This is a genomic window from Rhodococcus sp. G6(2025), from assembly GCF_058628105.1.
This window is the reverse complement of record NZ_CP179750.1, coordinates 6643290-6664909: the sequence shown is the minus strand read 5'-3', so window position 1 is coordinate 6664909 and position 21620 is coordinate 6643290. Positions and strand designations below refer to the sequence as shown.

General features: G+C 69.0%; 8 protein-coding genes. 4 read left to right on the top strand and 4 right to left on the bottom strand.

Annotated features, from left to right (window positions below; translation table 11 throughout):
• Positions 1–59: 59 nt before the first annotated feature.
• Positions 60–731, top strand: coding sequence for a cyclase family protein (locus ACLIVD_RS30845; RefSeq protein WP_280780463.1), 672 nt, complete (start codon positions 60–62; stop codon positions 729–731).
• 6 nt (positions 732–737) lie between these two features.
• Here ACLIVD_RS30845 and ACLIVD_RS30840 read toward each other — a convergent pair whose 3' ends face one another.
• The 3 genes from ACLIVD_RS30840 to shbA are packed head-to-tail and all read right to left on the bottom strand — an operon-like array spanning position 738 to position 2764.
• The gene (locus ACLIVD_RS30840; protein ID WP_280780462.1) at positions 738–1028 is read right to left on the bottom strand and encodes a MoaD/ThiS family protein; all 291 of its coding nucleotides are present in this window, start codon (positions 1026–1028) and stop codon (positions 738–740) included.
• On the bottom strand, positions 1025–2122 hold the full coding sequence (locus tag ACLIVD_RS30835; protein WP_283333813.1) for a WD40/YVTN/BNR-like repeat-containing protein: 1098 nt from the start codon (positions 2120–2122) through the stop codon (positions 1025–1027). Before ACLIVD_RS30835 ends, ACLIVD_RS30840 begins: the two co-directional genes overlap by 4 nt.
• A 54-nt stretch (positions 2123–2176) precedes the next feature.
• Positions 2177–2764 carry an RNA polymerase sigma factor ShbA gene (gene shbA, locus ACLIVD_RS30830; protein ID WP_283333814.1) on the bottom strand — a complete coding sequence of 196 codons (588 nt, stop codon included), beginning with the start codon at positions 2762–2764 and terminating at the stop codon, positions 2177–2179.
• A 169-nt stretch (positions 2765–2933) separates the two neighbouring features.
• Between shbA and ACLIVD_RS30825 the strand changes: the two genes are divergently transcribed.
• The 3 genes from ACLIVD_RS30825 (at position 2934) to ACLIVD_RS30815 (ending at position 6952) form a co-directional block, all read left to right on the top strand.
• Entirely contained in the window at positions 2934–4121 is a 1188-nt protein-coding gene (locus tag ACLIVD_RS30825; RefSeq protein ID WP_029539211.1) for a DUF8462 domain-containing protein, read from the top strand.
• A gap of 130 nt (positions 4122–4251) precedes the next feature.
• Entirely contained in the window at positions 4252–6207 is a 1956-nt protein-coding gene (locus ACLIVD_RS30820; protein WP_491931162.1) for an aconitate hydratase, read from the top strand.
• 58 nt (positions 6208–6265) lie between these two features.
• Positions 6266–6952 (top strand): M50 family metallopeptidase, encoded by a 687-nt coding sequence (locus ACLIVD_RS30815; RefSeq protein WP_491931161.1) that lies wholly within the window; start codon positions 6266–6268, stop codon positions 6950–6952.
• On the opposite strand, the gene ACLIVD_RS30810 is transcribed toward ACLIVD_RS30815, so the two are convergent.
• Complete coding sequence (locus ACLIVD_RS30810) at positions 6887–21598, bottom strand: non-ribosomal peptide synthetase (protein WP_491931160.1); 14712 nt, start codon at positions 21596–21598, stop codon at positions 6887–6889. The genes ACLIVD_RS30815 and ACLIVD_RS30810 overlap by 66 nt on opposite strands.
• Between the last annotated feature and the right edge of the window lie 22 nt (positions 21599–21620).

Genomic DNA, 21620 nt, shown 5'->3' with positions numbered 1-21620 from the left:
CTTCGCTCGTCATCGAGCATATCGCGGTACGCGTGACCCCGAGGCCGGACAATCGAGCGATGCCACACGTGCGGAAAATCGTGGATCTGTCACACACGATCGGGCCGGGGATGCAGGTGTATCCCGGCGACCCGGTGCCGACGCTGATCCGGCACTGCACTCTCGAACGCGACGGCTACAACGTGCTGGACGTCAGGATCGGTTCGCAGTCCGGGACTCATGTCGACGCCCCGGCGCATCTGAAGGCGGGGGCCGCGACCGTCGACCGGCTGGCACCGGAGCTGTTCGTCGGCCGCGGCGTCGTGTTCGACCTGCGCGAGCTCGTTGCGCGGCAGCGGATTACCCGCGAACTGATCATGTCCCGGGCGGGCGACGTCGGGCCGGGCGACATCGCCGTGTTCCATACCGGGTGGTCTCGCCACTACGGAACGGATGCCTACTACACACATCCATTCCTCGACCCCGAGGCGTGCGCACTGCTGCTCGACCGGGGAGTGCGGACGTTCTGCCTCGACGCCCCGAGCATCGACGAGACTCCGGACGAGGACCACGCCGACGCCGGATACCCGGTTCACCATCTGATCGCCGACGCCGGCGGAGTGATCGGCGAGAATCTGTGCCGACTCGACCGGATCGACTTCCCCGACCCGCTCCTCAGCCTCCTGCCGATCGCCCTGGAGGCCGGGGACGGAGCGCCCACCCGGGCAGTGGCGATGGAGCTTGCGGAGTAGTCGCGCTCAGCCGCCGGCCACGGACTGCAGAATCTGCAGTTCCTGCCCGGGCGTCACCTCGGTGCCGACGCCGCCGAGGAGCCGGACGTCCTCGCCGTCCACGTAGACATTGACGTACCGCCGCAGGGCGCCGGTCTCGTCGCGAATCCGCCGGCCGAGAATCGGGAACTCGCCCGCGAGGACGTCGAGCACGTGGGACACCGTCGAGGCGGCGTCGAGGGGAACGTGCACGGAGCGTTCACCGCCGACGATCGACGCCAGTGCCCGCGGAACCCGCACGGTGACGCCCCCGCTCATGACGCGATCACCGCGGCCCGCACACACAGGACGTCGGGCAGATGCGCCGCGACCGTGCCGAACGAGGCACCCTCGTCGGCGCTCCCGTAGACCTCGCCGCCGCGCGTGCCGAAATACACCCCGACCGGGTCGGCGGTGTCCACTGCGGCGGCGTCGCGCAGCACCACGTTGTAGTCGCGTTCCGGCAGCCCGCTGTCGAGGCGGGTCCAGCTGTTCCCGGCGTCCTCGCTCCGGTAGACGGCCAGCCGGCCGTCGGGTGGGATCCGTTTGCCGTCCGCCTCGATCGGAACGACCCAGATGGTTCCCTCCCGGCGGGGATGGGTGAGCATCACGAACCCGAAGTCCGTCGGCAGTCCGTCCGCGATCGACTTCCACGTGTCGCCGCTGTCGTCGGAGCGGTAGACGCCGTGATGGTTCTGGGCGTACAACCGGTCGGGAACGACGGCGTCGCGGGCGATCTTGTGGACGCACTGGCCGAACTCCGGGTTCGGGTCCGGCAGGAAGTAGGCCGTGATCCCGGTGTTGCGCGGCTCCCAGGACGCGCCCCCGTCCGTGGTGCGGTAGACACCTCCGGTGCTCATCGCGACATGCACCGTGTTCTCGTCCTGTGGATGAGGGGCGACGGAATGCGCTGCGGCACCGCCATATCCGGCTCCCCACTCGAGGCGGTGCGGATGGTCCCACAGCCCACGTTCGAGGTCGAAATGCTCGCCGCCGTCGACCGACCGCCACACCGAGATGGGTTCGCACCCCGCCCACACGACGCCCGGACGGTCGTCCGTGTCGGGCCGGAGCTGCCACACTCGCTCGAGCGCGGCGCCGTCACCGTCGCCGAAGCGGATGGCGCCGTGGTCCGGTTCGGTCCAGGTGGCACCCAGGTCGTCGGAGTGCGCGACGGTGGGACCCCAGTGCTCGGATCGGACCCCGACCAGAATGCGGGTGCGGCCGGCCCGCGTGTCGATCCCGATACTCGGAATCTCGTTCATCAGGAAGTGCGGGCCTGACAACGCCCAGGTGGCGCGGTCGCGGCTGGTGGCCAGCCACAGGCCCTTCTTCGTTCCGATAGCGACCAGGACCGTGTCGGGTGCGCTCATGAAATCCATCGGACCACTCGGCCCCCGCAATTGGCAACGACGGGGCGGGAACTCTCAGCGGGCAGGCCCGTGCCCGATCCTCGCCCGCAGGTGGCTCAGCGCCCGGTGCTGGGCGACACGGACGGCGCCCGGAGTGGTGTCCAGGACCCGTGCGGTCTGCTCGGCCGACATTCCCACGATGACGCGCATGAAGAGGATCTGCTGGTGCCGGACCGGAAGGGTCTCGACGAGCTGGCCCATCTCGCCGCGCAGTTCGCGGCGCAGGACGTGATGCTCGGGGCCGTCCTCGACGTCCACCACATGATGTGCGGCAGCGCCGCGCGCGGTGGTCGGTGCGGACAACCGGGTGGCGCGGCGCCGCGCGTCGGACACCTTGTGCGCGGCGATGCCGAAGATGAACGACAGCAGCGACTTCCCCTGATTCTCGTACGTCCGCAGGGAACTCATCAACGCGAGGCACACATCCTGGGTGACGTCGTCGGCGGTGGCGTGCGGGTGATCCACCGACTCGAGCCTGCTCGTGCAGTAGCGGTGCACGAGTGGGTGCGCGATGCGGAGAACCTCTTCGACGGCGTTCTCATCGCCCGTCGCTGCGTGCGGCGCGAGGCGTTCCAACTCGGCTCTGGCGTCCAACTCGATCATGGTGTTCTCCCTGTTCCTGGTGCTGCATCCAGCCTCGGGGGAACGCGCGATCGTCGATAGGCACCGAAGGGTGCGGAAGTCGCCACCCCGGCTAGGACTTCATAGTGGGATCTAGGACACGCGCTAGATGAGCGCAGATTCGGCAACAGAGGTTGTTACCTTCGTGGCCATGGACCCTGTCCGTAACCCCTATGCGCCCGGCGCGGGGCAACGCCCGCCGGAGCTCGCGGGCCGAACCAGGCAGCTCGACGCGTTCGACGTGGTGCTCGAGCGGATCGCGCGCGGTCGCCCGGAACGCAGTGTGATGCTCACGGGTCTGCGCGGCGTGGGGAAGACGGTCCTCCTGAACCACCTGCGGTCGGCCGCCATCTCGCGGCGGTGGGGCACGGGGAAGATCGAGGCCCGCCCGGATCAGGATCTGCGGCGGCCGCTGTCGTCGGCGTTGCACATGGCGGTGCGGGAGATCGCGGGCTCGCATCGCGACCCCGACCGGGTGGAGGAGTTCCTCGGCGTCCTGAAGTCGTTCGCCCTGCGCGCGACGGCCGACAAGGGCATGCGGGAGCGGTGGCAGCCGGGCATCGACGCCCCCGCGGTGAAGGGTCGCGCCGATTCCGGCGACATCGAGATCGACCTGGTGGAACTGCTGCTCGACGCGTCGTCCCTGGCCCGCGACGTCGGGGTCGGGATCGCACTGTTCATCGACGAGATGCAGGACCTCGGCGCCGCGGACGTGTCGGCGGTGTGCGGGGCGTGCCACGAGCTCAGCCAGGACGCGGCGCCGCTGATCGTGGTCGGAGCCGGCCTGCCGCACCTGCCCGCGGTGCTGTCGGCGTCCAAGAGTTACTCGGAGCGGCTGTTCAGCTATCACCGCATCGACCGGCTGGACCGGGTGTCGGCCGATCGGGCATTGATCGCGCCCGCCGAGCGGGAGGACGTGAAGTTCACGGACGAGGCGCTCGACGCGTTGTACGCCGCGGCCGACGGCTACCCCTATTTTGTCCAGGCCTACGGCAAGGCGACGTGGGACGTGGCCGCGGCCAGCCCGATCACCGAGGAGGACGTGCGGGTGGCCGCCCCCACCGCGGAGGAGGAACTCGCGGTCGGGTTCTTCGGGTCGCGGTACGAGCGCGCGACGCCTGCCGAGCGGGAGTACATGCGGGCGATGGCCGACCTCTCCGGGGACGACGGACCGGTCGCCACGTCGGCGATCGCCTCCGAGCTCGGCCGCAAACCCGCGTCGCTGTCACCGGCGCGGGACGGGCTGATCAAGAAGGGCCTGATCTATTCGGCCGAGCGCGGGTCGATCGGATTCACCGTGCCGCACTTCGGCAAGTATCTGCGGGCGCAGAACGACTAGCGGAATCTAGCTTTCTCTACGAATTTTCCTAGATAGCCGAAGATTGTCCTGTCGAGTGCCGGACGGGTTCGGGGCGCTGGCCCTCGCCGTGACTCCGGCGCATCCTGGAGGTACGACGAAGGGATCAGCGATGTCGGACACTGTCGCCCGCAAGGTCATCGGTGCACACCTCCTCGACGGCCGGATGGAACCGGGCGAGGAGATCTCGATCCGGATCGACCAGACCCTCACCCAGGACGCCACCGGAACCCTGGTGATGCAGGAACTCGAGGCGCTCCACCTCGATCGCATCAAGACCGAGTTGAGCGCGCAATACGTCGACCACAATCTGCTGCAGACCGACGAGAAGAACGCCGAGGACCACGAGTTCCTCCGCACCGCCGCGCTGCGGTACGGGTTGTGGTTCTCGAAGCCGGGCAACGGGGTCTCTCATCCCACCCACATGCAGCGCTTCGGTGTTCCCGGCAAGACCATGGTCGGTTCCGACTCGCACACACCGGCGGCGGGATCGCTGGGCATGCTCGCGATCGGCGTCGGTGGGCTCGAGGTCGCCATGGCGATCGCGGGTCAGCCCCTGCACCTGCGGATGCCTCAGATCTGGGGTGTGGAGTTGACCGGCAGGCTCCCCGACTGGAGTTCGGCGAAGGACGTCATCCTCGAGATGCTCCGCCGCCACGGGGTCAAGGGCGGGCTCAACAGAATCATCGAATACCACGGTGAGGGGCTCGCAACGTTGACGGCGATGGATCGTCACGTGATCGCGAACATGGGCGCCGAACTGGGCGCCACGACGTCCATCTTTCCCGCCGACGACGCCGTCCGCGATTTCCTGCGCGCCGAGGGCAGGGAAGCCGACTTCGTGGAACTGCTCGCCGATGCAGGCGCGGAATACGACGTGCACGAACACCTCGACCTGTCGACGATCGAGCCGCTGATCGCGAAACCGTCTTCGCCGGGAAACGTGGTGCCCGTCCGGGAGGTCGCCGGTGAGGACGTCAGCCAGGTGGTGATCGGGTCGTCCGCCAATCCCGGGCTGCGCGATTTCGCGATCGCTGCGGCCATGGTGTCGGGGAGGCAGACCGACCCGAGCGTGAGCTTCGACGTCAATCCGAGTTCGCGGGAGATCCTTTCCGATCTGACGAAGATGGGCGCCACGCTCGCGCTCGTCGTGGCAGGCGCGCGAATTCATCAATCCGGGTGCATGGGCTGCATCGGCATGGGCCAGGCGCCGGCGACCGGCCGGAATTCCCTCCGGACGATGCCCCGCAATTTCCCGGGGCGTTCGGGCACCCGTGAGGATTCCGTGTGGCTGTGTTCACCCGAGACGGCGGCGGCGTCGGCTCTCACCGGGGTGATCACCGACCCGCGGGACTGGGCGGAGAAAGTGGGGATGCCGTACCCGGAGATCACACTTCCGGACGAGGCCACCGTCAACACGGCCATGCTGGTGGCTCCGCTGCCCGAGGAGGAGGCTCGGCTCGTCGAACTCGTGAAGGGTCCCAACATCTCGTCCCTGCCCGAGTTTCCGCCCCTGCCCGACCGCATCGAGGCACCGGTACTTCTCAAGGTCGGTGACAACATCTCCACCGACGAGATCTCTCCGGCCGGGGCGCGGGCCCTGCCGTTCCGCTCCAACATTCCCAAGCTGTCCCGGTTCACGTTCACCCAGGTGGACGAGACCTATCCGGCGCGCGCGGAGGAGACGGCGAAGACCACCGGGCATTTCATCGTCGGCGGTGACAACTACGGGCAGGGGTCCTCGCGTGAGCACGCCGCGATCACCCCGCGCTACCTCGGGTTGCACGCGGTGATCGCCACCTCGTTCGCCCGTATCCACTGGCAGAACCTCGCCAACTTCGGTGTCCTCGCGCTCGAATTCGAGAACCCGGACGACTACGACACGATCCGGCAGGACGACGTGCTTGTCCTAGACGGGGTTCGGGAGGCCATTCGTTCCGGCCCCCACCTGACCCTGTTCGACTCGACCCGTGACGTGGAGATCCCGGTGCGTCATCGGCTGTCCCCACGTCAGGTCGACGACGTGCTCGCGGGCGGATTGATTCCACAGCTGGCACGCAGGGAGTGATCGGCCGGTCGCCGTACACTCGGCGCCGATGAATGGAATTCAATCGCTGTGGGAGCGCATGAGCGCCGTCAGCCCCGCGCCGGCTCCCTGGATCGTTCAGGTCACGGCGGTGGTGGCGGTGATACTCGTCCTCGAACCGCACGCCTGGCGAGTCACCCGCAACGTGGTGACCATCGTGCACGAGGGCGCGCATCTGGTGGTCGCCCTGCTGTTCGGTCGAACGCTGAAGGGGGTGCGGCTGCACTCGGACACGTCGGGTGTCGCCATCTCGTCCGGCAAACCGACCGGGCTCGGTGTGGTCCTCATGACGTTCGCCGGCTACGTGGGTCCTGCCGTTCTGGGGCTCGGTGCGGCCTGGGTGCTGGGCACCCAGCACGCGGTCGCGGTGCTGTGGATCGGTGTCGTCGCTCTTGCGGCCATGCTGATCCTCGTCCGAAACCTGTACGGGTTGTTCTCCCTGACGGTGGTCGGGGCGCTGCTGTTCGGACTCGTGTGGTTCGGGACGCAGGACCAGCAGGTGGCCGCGGCGTATCTGATCACCCTGTTCATGCTCGTCGCCGCGCCGCGTCCGGTCCTCGAACTGCAGCGGCAACGCGCCCGCGGCGCGGCACCGGAGTCGGATGCGGATCAGCTGGCGCGGCTCACCCGCGTTCCCGGCATCGTCTGGGTGGGTCTGTCCCTACTCGTGACGCTGAGCTGCCTCGCACTGGGTGGCTGGTGGATTCTCCGTCCCGTCGGTGGCTGAGGCGCCCGCCAGGTATTCGGCCAGGATCGGTCCGATGACGGCCAGCGCCTCCGGGTCGGTCATCCGGGTGTGTGGGCGGTCGACGGTGTGTGCGATGACGTCCCCATCGATCCACGGCCGCCACGTTGCGCTCGCCGGAGCGGGCTGGGATCCGTTCCTGGCAGCGCCGAAGAACGCCAGGTCGCCGTCGAAGTGTCCCGGTACGAAGTCGGCGGCAGCGTCGACGACGTCGACGTAGTCCTCGTACAACCGGGTCAGCTGCTCCGGCCCGAGGTGCTCCGACGCCCCGCCGCCGAATTCCGTGAGCAGTTCCGGCAGCGTCGGTGCCGGGGTGTCCCGCTCCGCCGCCGCGTAGCTGTCGATCATCGCGAGCACACGCACCTCCTCGCCGAGCGAGCGCAACTCGACGGCCATCGCGTGCGCGATCACGCCGCCCACCGAGTACCCGAGCAGGTGATACGGCCCCCGCGGCTGCACACGGTGAATCTCCTCCACATATCGATGGGCCCGCTGCGTGATCGACGAAAACCGTTCGACGGGCATGGTCACGGCGGGCGACTGCACCCCCCAGACGGGGCGGTCGGGGCCGAGATGCGCACTCAATCCCGCATAGCACCAGGCCAACCCGATGGCCGGATGGATGCAGAACAGCGGCTCCCGTCCACCGTCCGGGTGCAGCGGCAGCAACACCCCGAGTCCGGCGGAGGCGTCGGAGGCCGCCGCGAAACTCGACGAGATTCGCGCGGCGATGCTCTCCGCGGTCGCGTCGGCGAAGAACCATTCGAGCCGGACCTCGACCCGAGTCGTGGCGTGCAGCCGTGACGCAGCCCTGGTCGCGGACAGCGAGTTGCCGCCCAGTTCGAAGAAATTGTCGTCCAGCCCCACCAGACCCGTGCCGAGAACGTCCGCGAACACCGCGGTGACCAGTTTCTCGGTGCGGGTCGTCGGGGGACGGAACCGCTGCGCCCGCGGCACCCCCGGATCCGGAAGCGCCCGTCGATCCAGCTTGCCGTGGGGTGTGGACGGTAGCGCCTCCAGCACCACGACCTGGTTGGGCACCATGTAGCGAGGCAGCCGCTGTGCCAGTTCCGCCGACACGGCACGGGTGTCCACCACCATGTCCGGACGCGGCACCACGTAGCCGACCAGCCGGGCCCCCGTGCCGGCTGATTCGTACACGGCCGCCGCGGACTGCGCGACGGCAGCATGGCTTCGCAGCGCCGTCTCGATCTCCTCCAGTTCGACGCGCTGACCGCGGATCTTCACCTGGAGATCGCGCCGGCCGAGATAGTCGATCGTCCCGTCTCTGCGGCGACTCACCACGTCGCCGGTCCGGTACATCCGCTGACCGGGCGGTCCCCACGGATTGGCGGGGAATCGGGCGGCCGTCACCCCCGGCTGCCCGAGATAGCCGCGCGCCAACTGGGCACCGGCGAGGTAGAGCTCACCCGGAACGCCGACGGGCACCGGATGCAGCCGCGAATCCAGCACGAGCACGCCGACGCCGTTCTGCGGCACACCGATCGGGACGGTCGCGGCCTCCGTGCCGACGACCGTGCGGGTCACAGCGACCGCCGTCTCGGTCGGGCCGTACTCGTTGTACAGCACGGCATCCGGGCACCGCGCGTGGAAACTGTGTGCCGTGCCGGGAGGCAGGACCTCCCCGCCACAGGACACCTGCCGCAGTGACGTGAGGTCGGCGTCAGGGATCGCGAGGATCTCGGCCAGCATCAGGGGAAGGAAGTATCCCGCGGTCACCCGGTGCCGTCCGATCAGCTCGGCGAGATGCCGCGGGTCGCGGTGGCCGTCCGGTCGAGCGATCACCAGCCGCGCACCGGCGATCAGCGGCCACCAGAACTCGCGGACCGAGGCGTCGAACGTGTACTGCAACTTGAGCATCACCGTGTCGTCCGCGCCGAGCGGGTCGGTGTCCTGGCGCCAGCTCAGGAAGCTCACGACGGCCGCATGAGTCACGACGACCCCCTTGGGGGTGCCCGTCGAGCCCGACGTGTGGATCACGTACGCGGGGTTCTGCGCCCGCAGGGGAGCGATCCGGTCCAGGTCGGAGATCGGCGACGGATCGACGCCGGACAGGTCCACCCGGTCGATGACGACGAGCTGTGTCTCCGCGGGCAGGACGTCGGAGAGGTCGAACCGATCGCGCTCGGTGGTGAGGACGACACGCGCGGCCGACGACCGGATGACCTGGGCATTGCGCTGCGCGGGCTGATCGGGGTCGATCGGCACGTACGCCCCGCCCGCTTTCGCGACGGCATACATTCCGACGAGGAGTTCGACCGAGCGGCGAATCGCCAGTCCCACCATGGACTCCGGGCCGACGCCGGCGCCGATCAGGTGCCGGGCCAATCGATTGACCTGCTCGTCGAGTTCACGGTAGGTGAGCGCACGATCTCCGGAAACGACGGCGGTCGCGTCGGGCGAACCCGCGACCTGCCGCTCGAACAGATCGACGAGAGTCTCGCCGGAGGACGGCACCGCGGTGGGGACGTCCGGGTCCGGATCGAGGAGGGCGAGGTCGCCGACGGACGTATCCGGTTGTGCGACGGCCTCGCTCAACATCCGGATGAACCGTTCGCCGATGTCCGCGACGGTGTGGTGGTCGAACAGGTCGGTGGCGTACGTGAACACCGCCGCACGCCGGGTGCGTTCCGTCGACGGGTCCGGATCGGCGGTCACGGTGAGTTGCAGGTCGAATCGGGCCGACCGGGTAGGGGGAGTCATCGCCGACACCCGCAGTCCGGGCAGGGTGAGCGGGGTGTGGTCGAGGTTCTGGAACGCCAGGGCCACCTGAAACAGTGGATTGCGTGCACGTGACCGGGCGGGATCGAGCACCTCGACCACGGTTTCGAACGGAACGGTGGAGTGCGCGAACGCGTCCAGGTCGACCTCTCGCACGCGGCCGAGCAGGTCCGCGAAGCTTTCCGCGGGAATCACGTCGGTGCGCAGGACCAGGTTGTTGACGAACATGCCCACCAGGTCGTCGAGGGCTTGATCCCCGCGTCCCGCGACGGGAGTGCCGATCACGATGTCGGTGGATCCGCTGAGCCTCGCGAGCAACACCGCGAATACCGCGTGCACGACCATGAACGGGGTGACGGCAAGGGCCGTAGCGGTGTGCTCGACCGCGCGATAGAGCACGTCGTCGAGCGCGAATTCGACTGTTCCGCCGCGGTGCGACGCAATGGCGGGATGCGGCCGGTCTGCAGGGAGGGACAGCTGTTCCGGCGCACCCGACAACGTGTCCTTCCAGTACGACAGTTGCTGGGCGGCAACGGACTGCGGGTCGTCGCGGTCGCCCAGCAACTCGTGCTGCCACAGGGTGTAATCCGTGTACTGGACCGGTAACTCGGGCCACCGCGGTGCCTCGCTCGAGACCCGCGCCGCGTAGGCGGTCATCACGTCGCGGACGAGCACCGGCACCGAGAACCCGTCCGTGCTGATGTGGTGGACCATGACGGCGAGCACCCATTCGTCGGGGGCCGGGGCGAACAGCCGGGCACGGATCGGCGGTTCGGCGTCCAGGGCGAAACCCTTCGACGCGAACGTCGCAACCCGCGCGGCGACGTCACCGCGGGACACGGGTATCGGTCGGAGTGTGGGAGCGGCCCGCGACACCGGGATCAACTGCTGGTAGGCCACGCCGTCACTGTCGGGATACACGGTGCGCAGCGGTTCGTGACGGCCCACCACGTCCGCGACGGCCGCGGTGAGCGCGGCGACGTCGAGTGCCCCGGTCAGCCGCAATGCCATCGGGATGGTGTATTCGGGGGAGCCGGGTGCGAGGCGGGCGAGGAACCACAGGCGTTGCTGCGCAGGCGACAGCGGCACGCGGGCCGGGCGCGGACGCACGGTGAGTGCGACGTGCGTCGCGCCGTCGGTCTGCTCGGTGACAGATGCCGCGAGCGCCGAGACGGTCGGCGAGTCGAACACCGCGCGCACCGGCACCGTCGTGTGCAGTGCGGCACCGATCCGGGACGCGGCGCGCGTGGCGGACAGGGAACTGCCGCCCACGGCGAAGAAGTTGGCCTCACGACCCACGAGGTCGAGTCCGAGCACCTCGGCGAACACTGTGGCCACCACCCGTTCGGCGGGCGTGTGCGGGGCCTCGAATTCGGTCGCCGGAGGGACGGGGTCGGGCAGCGCCGAGCGGTCCAGTTTCCCGTTCACGGTGAGCGGGACGGCGTCCACCACGACCACGATCGCGGGCACCAGCGTCGTCGGCAGACGCGTCGCCGCGTAGCGGATCAGCTGATCCGGATCGACCGTCTCGTTCCGTGCCGGGATCACGTACGACACGAGTGCGTCGACGCCGTCCCGCAGTTCACGCACATCCGTCGCCGCGAATCGCACGGTCGAATGGGTGAGAAGGGTGGCGTCGATCTCGCCGAGTTCGATTCGGACGCCGCGCAGTTCGATCTGCGAGTCGTTGCGGTGCAGATACTCGATCGACCCGTCGCGACGCCACCGACCCACATCGCCCGTCCGATACATCCGCTCCCCGGAGGTGCCGAACGGGGAGGCGACGAAGCGCGCGGCGGTCAGCGCGGGCCTGCGATGATAGCCGCGGGCGACGCCCGGACCGCAGATGTAGAGTTCGCCGGCCACTCCCGTCGGAACCGGATGCAGACGCGAATCCAGCAGGAGTACGGTGGCGCCGCGGACCGGACGGCCGATGGTGACCGGCCCGCCGGCCGCCAGGGGATCACTGATACTCGCCATGACCGTCGTCTCGGTCGGACCGTATCCGTTGAACATCTGTTCCTGCGCCGCCCACACCGCCACGAGTTCCGGTGGGCAGGGTTCGCCGCCCACCACGACGACCCGGAGGTCGTGCAGGCCGCGCGGGTCGACCGTCGCCAGCACCGTCGGCGTGGTGAACACGTGGCTGACCCGCTCGCGGGACAGCAGGTCCGTGAGCGGGTCGTCGGCCTGGACTGTCGGTGGTGCGAGCACCATGCAGGCGCCCGCACCGAGCGCGAGCAGTATCTCCAGCACCGAGCCGTCGAAGCTGGGAGACGACGCGTGCAGGGTGCGCGACGACGCCGTCACCGAATACCGCTCCCGCTGTTCCGCCGTGAAGTCGGCGAGACCGGTGTGGGTCACCACCACTCCCTTGGGATTTCCCGTCGAACCGGATGTGTAGATCACGTACGCGGGGTGGCGCGCATCGAGCGGCCGAGCACGGTCGGCATCGGTGACCGGGGCCGAAGAGTAGCCGCGACATTCTGTTCGGAAGTCCGGGTCGTCGAGCAACAGCCAGTCCGTACCGTCCGGCAGGGCCTCGCGGTCCGCGGCGGTGGTCAGCCCGAGGGCGGCGCCGGAGTCGTCCATCAGGTACCGGACCCGCGCGGCGGGGTAGTGCGGGTCGACGGGCACGAACGCGGCACCCGTCTTCGCGACCGCCCACACGGAGACGACGGACAGGACCGAGCGCGGCACCCCGAGGGCCACGAGAGCCTCGGGTCCCACCCCGCGCCGCATCAGGGCGCGGGCGAGCCGATTCGACTCGGCGTCGAGTTCGCGATACGTCATCGACCGGCCGTCCGCCGTCAGCGCCGATTCCCCCGGATTCTGCCGGGCGGCAGTGGACATCAGGTCGGGCAGGGTGCGCTGAGGCACCGAAGGCGGTCCGTGATGCTGCGCCTGCTGTTCCGCGACGTCCCGCACGTCGATGTCGCCGATCACGGCGGACGGGTGTGCGAGCGCGGCCCGCAGAAGGCGCTGGAACCGGTCCGCGACTCCCGAGACCGTGTCGTCGTCGAACAGATCGGTGGCGTAGGTGAAAACGCACGATATCGGTCCCGGGGCGCCTGCGTCGTCCACTGATTCGGTGACCGTGAGCTGGAGGTCGAATTTCGCGGTGTGCGTCTCGATCTCGACGATGTCGGCGGAGATCTCCGGCAGGTCGATCACGACCGGCGCCGTGTTGTGATAGGCGAGCGCCAGCTGGAACAGCGGATTACGACTGCGGGACCGAGCGGGCGCGACCGCCTGCACAACCTCCTCGAACGAGACGTCCGCATGGGCGTACGCGGCCAGATCGACGTCCCGCACGCGGCCGATCATGTCGGCGAACGTGGTGTGCAGCGGGACGTCTGTCCGGAGCACCAGTGTATTGACGAACATCCCGACGAGATCGTCGAGTGCGCGGGGCCCGCGACCCGCGATCGGCGTGCCGACGACGATGTCCGACGTGTCGCCGAGTCTGGCCGCGAGGACGGCCAGCGCCGCATGCACCACCATGAACGGAGTGGCGTCGTGAGTACGCGCGAGAGCACGAATCCGCCGATGAATCTCGGCGTCGAGAATGAACTCGATGCTCGCGCCCCGGTGCGTCGTGACGGGCGGGCGCGCACGGTCGAACGGCAGGGGGAGCAGTTCGGGCAACCCGGACAGGGTCTGCGTCCAATACGCCAGTCCGCGCTGCCCGTCCTGCAGTTCACGCTGCCAGAGGGCGTAGTCGGCGTAGCGGACGGGAAGGGGCATCCAGACCGGCGAGTTGCCCTGCGCCCGGGCGCGATATGCGGCCATCACATCCCGGGCGAGCGGTCCCAGCGAGAACCCGTCCGCACTGATGTGATGGACGACGAGGGCCAGCACCCATTCGTCGGCGCTCACCGCGAGAAGTTCGGTGCGAACCGGGGGTTCGGCGGTGAGGTCGAATCCGGTCGACAGCAGGCCGCGGACCCGGCCGATCGGGTCCGTCGTCGTCCGCACCGTGCACGGCGGCACCGCGGAGGTGGGGAGAACATGCTGGCAGGGGACCCCGTCGTGCTCGGGATAGACGGTGCGCAGGGGTTCGTGTCGTTCGATCACGTCACCCACCGCCGCACACAGTGCCGATTCGTCGAGCGTGCCGGTGAGGCGGAGCACGACGGGAATGCTGTCGGTCGCCGAGCGTCCGTCGAGCCGGTTCAGGAACCACAGTCGCTGCTGTGCCAGGGACAGCGGCACGTGGGCGGTCGGGGCGCGGGGGACGAGGGGCGCCCGCCCGGTCTGGTGCGTTCGCTTCGCGAGATACTCCGACAGGTCCGCGACCGTCGGGTGGTCGAACAGTGCGCGGACGTCGACGGAGATTCCCAGCGCCGCTCCGACGCGGGCGACGGCTTGCGCCGCGGTCAGCGAGTTTCCGCCCGCCGCAAAGAAGTTGTCGTGCCTGCCCACCCCGCCGGTGCCGGTGACCTCCGCGAACACGAACGCGACCACGTCCTCGGTGGGGGTGACGGGCGGGTCGAAGGAGGAGGTCGCGGAGGCCGGTTCCGGTAGGGCGGCGCGATCCAGCTTTCCACTGGTGGTGAGTGGTAGTGCCGCGAGCGGGACGACGGCGGAGGGAATCATGTAGTCCGGGAGCAGACCGGCGAGACGGTCGACGATCCGTCGCTCATCCGGCGGCACACCGTCCGCGGCTACGACATAGGCGATCAGCCGATCTCCCGCTTCCGGGTCACGGTGCACCGTGACCGCCGCGTGGGTCACAGCCGGGTCGGACGTGAGCGCGGACTCGATCTCGCCGGGTTCGATGCGCTGGCCGCGGAGTTTGATCTGGAAGTCGGTGCGCCCGAGATACTCGAGCCGGCCCGACTGATTCCACCGCACCACGTCGCCGGTGCGGTACATCCGTCCACCGGTTCCGCCGAAGGGATCGGCGACGAACCGCTCGGCGGTCAGGTCGGGGCGTCCGGCATACCCGCGCGCCAAGTACGCACCGGCAAGGTACAACTCGCCCCTTGTCCCGATCGGCGCCGGCCGGAGCCGGCTGTCGAGTACATACGTACGTATGTTGTGAATGGGACGGCCGATGGCGACCGCCGTGCCGAAATCGTTGCCGTCGACCGACTCCGAGGTCGCCGCCGCCGCCTCGCACGGGCCGTACCAGTTGTACAGCGCGGCGGGACTGCGTCCCTCGAATCGCGATGCCGTCGCCGCGGACAGGGGTTCACCCGCCGAGTACACGCGGCGCAGCGGGGCGAGTTCCCGCGGCCCGCACTGCTCCAGAAAGGCGTCGAGCATCGACGGCACGACATGGAGAGTCGTGATCGACTCCCGCGCGACGATCCGTGCGAGGTAGCGGGGATCGCGGTGTCCGTCGGGTGCGGTGATCACCACCCGTGCACCGGTGTGCAAGGGCCACAGCAGTTCCCACGCGGAAATGTCGAACGTGAGAGGCGTCTTGTGCAATACCGCATCGGAACCGTCGAGCGGTGTCAGCGTCTGCGCCCAGCGGAACTGGTTCACCATCATCTCGTGGGTCACCGTCACGCCCTTGGGCCGGCCCGTGGAACCTGACGTGTAGATGACGTACGCGGCGTTCGCCGGATGCAGCGGTGCGCGTCGCTCGGAATCCGTGATAGATCGGGGGTCGTACCCGGTGACGTCCAACAGATCGAGATCCACGCCGGCGACTCCGTTCGGGACCGTGCGATTGCGGGAATCGGACGTGAGGACCAGCGCGGGTGAGGCCGAGTCGATGACGAGTGCCGTTCGTCCGAGTGGGTGCTCGGGGTCCATCGGCAGGTAGGCGCCGCCGGCTTTCAATACCGCGTGCAGCGCCACGAGAAGCTGGATCGAGCGGGGTACCGCGACACCGACGACGGTTTCCGGTCCGATTCCCTTCGCGACGAGATACCGGGCGAGTCGATTCACCCGTGCGTCGAACTCCGCGTACGTCAATCGATCCGGGCCGAAGACCACCGCGACGGCCTCCGGGGAACGCTCGGCCTGCGCGTCGAACAGGTCCACCAGGGTCTGCGAGGGAACCGGTGCGTCCGTCGCGTTCCAGGTGCGCAGCACCCGCTCGCGCTCCTGATCGCCGAGGAGGTCGAGCCTGCCGAGGACGACGTGCGGATCCCCGCTGATGCACTCGAGGACGCGGCCGACCCGGGCGAGCAGGGCTTTCTCGTCGTACCGATGTGACCGGCACTTCGCCGTCAACCGGAGGGTCCGGGCGACTGTCACCGCCAGCGTCACGGCGTAGTGCGACGCATCGTGTGCGCGGACCTCGTCCAGTGTGAGTCCGTCGACGGGTTCCGGCAGCGCGGTGCGGTCCACGGGGTACGACTCGAACGCGACCAGCGTGTCGAACAGCGGCGCCACTCCGACTGCCTGCTGGATGTCCGCCAGGCCCAGATGGTGATGGTCCAGGAGGCGCACATGGTCGGCCTGAAGGCGGGTGAGCAGCATGGCGGTGTCGGTATCGGGGTCCAGCGGGATCCGCACTGGCACGGTGTTGACGAACAATCCCACCGCACTCTCCACCCCGGCGACGTCCGCGGGCCTGCCGGAGACGGTCGCGCCGATCACGACGTCGTCCCGGGCGGTCGCCTGCCCGATGACAATTCCCCAGGCTGCCTGCACGATCGTGCTCAGCGTGACGCCGAGCTCGGTAGCGCGGGCCGTCAGCTTTCGGGTGTCCTCCTCGCTCAGCTCCAGCACCGTCTCCGACGTGGTGGGGGTGGGCTCGGCCCGGGCGGCGGGCTCGGTGATGCCGTCGAGAGCCGCGGCCCACGCCCGCGCCGAGGCCTCGGTGTCCTTCGTCGTCAGCCACACCAGGTAGTCGCGGTACGGGCTCGAATCCGGCGGCTCGGTGCGGACGTCGTCGCGTTGGTAGGCGGTGAAGAGTTCGCGCACCAGCAACGGCATGGACCAGCCGTCCAACACGATGTGGTGGGCGGTGATCGCCAGGTCGACGCGGTTCGCCCCCCGCGACAGCAGGGTGAACCGAATCAGCGGTGGGGCAGACATGTCGAAGCGGGCGGTGCGGTCGTCGCGCAGGATGTCCTCGGGATCCTCTGTGACGCCCGTGAGGTCGACGTGCCGCCACCGCAGCGGCACGTCGTCGAGCACGAGTTGCACCGGGACGCCGCGACTGTCGCGCACGAACGCGGTGCGCAGGTTCGCGTGCCCCGCAAGGACGGCGCTGCATGCGCGCCGGAGCCGATCCTGATCGAGGTGTCCGGACAGGGTCAGGATCACCTGCATCGCATACGGATCGGCATCCGTACCCGCGAGTGCCGCGTGGAACAGCAGGCCCGACTGCAACGGCGTCAGCGGCCATACGTCGAGCAGACCCGGATGGTCCCGCTCCCACTCGTCGATGTCGTTGCGGTCCACGGCGACGAGCGGCAGATCGGACGGGGTGAGCCCACCGGCGTGCGGAGACCGCGCCACCGCGGCGAGCGCTGTCAGCGCCTGCTCCCAGAGATCGCCCAGCGCCCGCACGTCCTCGGGCGCAATCGCACCCGCCGGGTATGCGAAGGTGGCGTCGAGGACGCCGTGGGTGGTGAACGCGGTGATGTCGATCAGCGCGGTGACCGGCATCGACGGTTCCGCCGACGAGAACACGGCGGTGTCATCCCGCACCGGGCGCCAATCATGTTCTGTCTCCGCGGTATCGAGCCGGCCGAGGTAGTTGAAGGCCACCTGGCCGAGGTCGTCCCCCGGATACCGCAACAGCCCGTAGCCGATGCCCTTGTCGGGCACCGCACGCAACTGTTCCTTGACCAACTTGATCGCGGTGCTTGCAGCAGGGCCGCCCGCGAACGCCTCGTCCAGATCGACGTCCCCGAGGTCGAGGCGAATCGGGAAGATACTGGTGAACCACCCGACGGTGCGGGAAAGGTCGGCGCCGGGGAGCACCGCTTCCTCGCGGCCGTGCCCCTCGAGCCGGATCACCGGCGCGGTGGCCGGTCGTCCCCGCCGGCGCTGCCACTGCGCGAGGGCGAGGGTGAGCGCGGTGAGCAGTGCGTCGTTGACCTCACAGCGGAAGGCGGCCGGGAGGCCGGTGAGCAACGAGTGCGTGACGTCCGCAGACACTTCCGTGTGGACCCGATCCACGGTGGAATTCACGTCACGCCGCGTGTCGAGGGGGCGGGTGCCGAGCGGCGAATCCTCGTACGCGGTCATCTCACGCCAGAACGGCAGCTCGGACCTGCGGCCCGGCCGCTGCGCCTCCTCGATCAGGCCGTGCGACCACCGGCGCAGGGAGGTGCCGATCGGTGCCAGGGTAGGCGATATCCCCGCCTCCACCTGCGCCCACGCTGCCGCGAGATCGCCGATCAGGATTCGCCACGACACCCCGTCGATCACCAGGTGATGGGCGACGAGGAGGAGCCGCCCGCGGCGCGTGGTGTCTTCCGGTCCGGGATCGAGCCAGACGCACTGCACCATCACGCCCGCAGCAGGATTCAATCGGCGGACTGCGGCCTCGTGTTCGTCCCGCGTACGCTGCGCCGGGTCGGCGTGGTCGGGCAGCGGGACCCGCAGGGTCGTGCCCGCCGGCAGCGGTGCGCCTGCCGGGCTCACGGTGAGGAACGCCGTCCCGTCCGAGCCGCGCACGAGGCGCGCCCGCAGTGCGTCATGCCGGTCGGCGACGGCGCCGATCACCGTGTGCAACCTCTCCGTGTCCATGCCCCGTGGCAGTTCCACCGCCACCGCCTGTGCGTACCGGTCGATGACGCCCGCCCGGTCGAGGAGAAATCGGGCCGCCGGGGTGAGCGGCATGTCGCCGACCCCGCCGCCGGGCAGTTCCGCGAGGACCGGTCTGTCGAGGTCGCTCCCCGCGACGTGGCCGAGACGGGAGATCGTGCGCTGCTCGAAAACGTCGCGCGGAGTGAACGAGATTCCCGCACTCCTCGCCCGGGAGGCCAATTGGATCGCCATGATGCTGTCGCCGCCGAGCGCGAAGAACGACTCGTCCACACCGAAATCGGACGTCCCGAGAACGTCGGCGTACAGGCCGTGGAGTGTGCGTTCGCGCTCACTTCTGGGGGCGGTCCGGGAACGTGACGGGAGGCTGTGCTCGGGGAGGGCAGTGCGGTCCAGCTTGCCCGACGGGGTCAACGGAATGTCGGGGAGCACGACGACGGCGGCCGGCACGAGATGCGGTGGCAGCTCGGCGCTGAGGAACGACAGCAAGTCCTGCTCGGACACGGTGTCGGTGCCCACCACGTACGACACGAGCTGATCGCCGACCGCCTGCGAGCGAATCACGGTGACAGCGAACCGAACCGCCGGGAACCGGAGGAGTGTCGCGTCGATCTCGCCGGGCTCGACGCGCAGACCCCGCAGGTTCACCTGTTCGTCGCTGCGTCCGAGGTACTCGAGTTCGTGGTCCCGGGTCCAGCGGACCGTGTCGCCGGTGCGGTACATGCGGGTGCCCGCTGGTCCGTACGGGTCGGCGACGAACCGTTCCGACGTCTGCCGAACCCTGCGGTGGTACCCGCGGGCCAGGGCGGTCCCCGCGACGTACAGCTCGCCGACCACACCGGCGGGGACCGGGCGGAGCCGGTGGTCGAGGACCACGGCCCTCGTTCCGTGGATCGGCCGGCCAATGGTGACGGTTTCCTCATCGGCGAGGGGTTTGCTGACGGTCGCCATGACGGTAGTCTCCGCCGGACCGTACGCGTCGATCATCCGGCATCGGGATGCCCACCGAGACAACAGTTCCGGCGGACACTTCTCACCCGCGACGACGAGTGTGCGCAGGCCTCCGACCTCCCCGGGGTCCATCGACGCCAGGACCGACGGGGTGATCACCGCGTGGGTGACGCGTTCGGTGGTCATCAGCCGTGCGAGAGGGGATCCACCGAACACTGCGGGTGAGGCGATGACGAGCGCAGCACCGGAGCCGAAGGCCATCAGCATCTCGAAGACGGAGGCGTCGAAGCTCGGTGATGCGACATGCAGAACCCTTGCCGCGCTGTCGAGGTCGAGTCGGGTGCGCTGCGCGGAGACCAGATTGGCGATCCCGCGGTGGGTGACCACGACTCCCTTGGGAACTCCGGTGGATCCGGATGTGTAGATGAGGTAGGCGGCGTCGTCGAGTCGCGTTGTCGGCGTGGGCACATCGTCGGCGGTCGAGCCGCCCGACTCGTCGCGCAGTAGCCACTCGATGCTGTCCGGCAGCGTGTTCGTGTATTCGGTGGACGTCAACCCGACTGCCGCGTGGGAGTCGTCGAGCATGTGCCGAACACGGGCGACCGGGTAGGTCGGATCCACCGGCAGGAATGCCGCCCCCGTCTTCGCGACGGCCCAGACCGCGCAGACGTAGTCGGAGGACCGCGGGAAAGCCACCGCGACCATGTCGCCGGACCCGACGCCGAGCCGTGCCAGCATCGCAGCGATCCGATCCGATCGCCCGTCGAGTTCGCGGTAGGTGATCTCGCGGCCGGCGCTGACGACGGCGGTCGCGTCCGGATGCTGTGCGGCGGAGGCGCGAAACACGTGGGCGAGCGTGACGGGCACGCTGTCGGGCGGTCCGGGGAAGGGGACCAGTGCCGCGGTTTCGTTCTCCGTGAGGACCGGGAGTTCACCGATCGGGTGGGCGGCATCGGCGTCGAGGAAGTGCCGGAAGTACCGCAGGAATCTCGTATGGTGCCCCTCGAGCTCGTCCTGCGAATACAGTCTCGGGTTCGCCTTGAAATCGAGGTGCACACGTCCTCGGGGACCGTACCGGTACAGATTCACCAGGAGGTCTTCGATCGGACCCGAAGACAGCACATGCAATTGGCTGCGTAGCGAACCGAGTTCCAACTCTTCGGGGAACAGCATGATGTTGACGGCGGGGCCGAACAGTCGCGGCCCGGACAGTGCGCTTCCCAGGTCTGCGCGAATGTCCTCGTGCCGGTACCGCTGATGCCGCAGGGCGCCCGACATCACGAGGCGCGTGCGGGACACCAGATCGCCGACAGTCCCTGTCCCCGCGGACGTGATGCGCAGCGGCACCACGTTGGACACCATTCCGCCGGACCGGCGCAGCGCCGCCGTCGTGCGTGCCGACACCGGCAGGCTGAGCGTGACGTCGTCCTCGCCGGTCATTCGCGCCAGATAGCCCGCGACCGCACAGACGGTGAGCGTCGCAGGATTGACGCCGTGCGCTGCCGCGCTCTTCTCGAGTTGATCGACGACCTCGGTGGTTAACGTTGCGCCGACGTGCCGGGAACCGGCGGTCGGCGGCGCGGAGCCGCGCGCGAGGGTGCTCGCGTGGGTGACACCACGCATCGTTTCTGTCCAGTAGTCCCGGTCGGATTCCCGGCGGGCGGAGGTGCGGTAGTAGGTCTCGAGTTCGTGGATGCGCCGCAGACCGACCGGACTGCTCGCGGGTGGTGGCAGTCCGTGCACCGCGGCGGTGTAGAGCGCGGCGATCCGGTAGAGCATCGTGACGGACCCGAAACCGTCCATCGCGATGTGGTGGGCGCGCGAATACCAGAAGTAATGGTCGTGTCCGACGTGGAGAAGGAACGAGACGGTCAGACGGTCACGCTGGATGTCGATCGGATCGGCGGTCTCGGTGCGCATCCACGCGTGCGCCGACGCCTCCGGGTCCGGCGTGTCCCGGAAGTCGAGGTAGCCGACGGAGGCGTCCAGGCTCGGGTCCACCCATTGCAGCGGTTGCCCGTCGATCTCGGAGACCTTCAGGAAAAACGACTCGAACTCGGCGGCCGCGCGGACACACGCGTCTGTGAGGGCGCTCCGGTCCAGGTCGCCGTGGATGTCGACGTACTGGGCGACCGACACCGGAACCGCGGGATCGACGTGCTGCGCGAGCCACATCCCCGCTTGCGCGGGTGACAGGGGGAACGCGCGCGCCGACGAGTCTCCGGGACCAACCGAGGTCGGTGAACTCATGCTGACTTCTCTCACGCATACG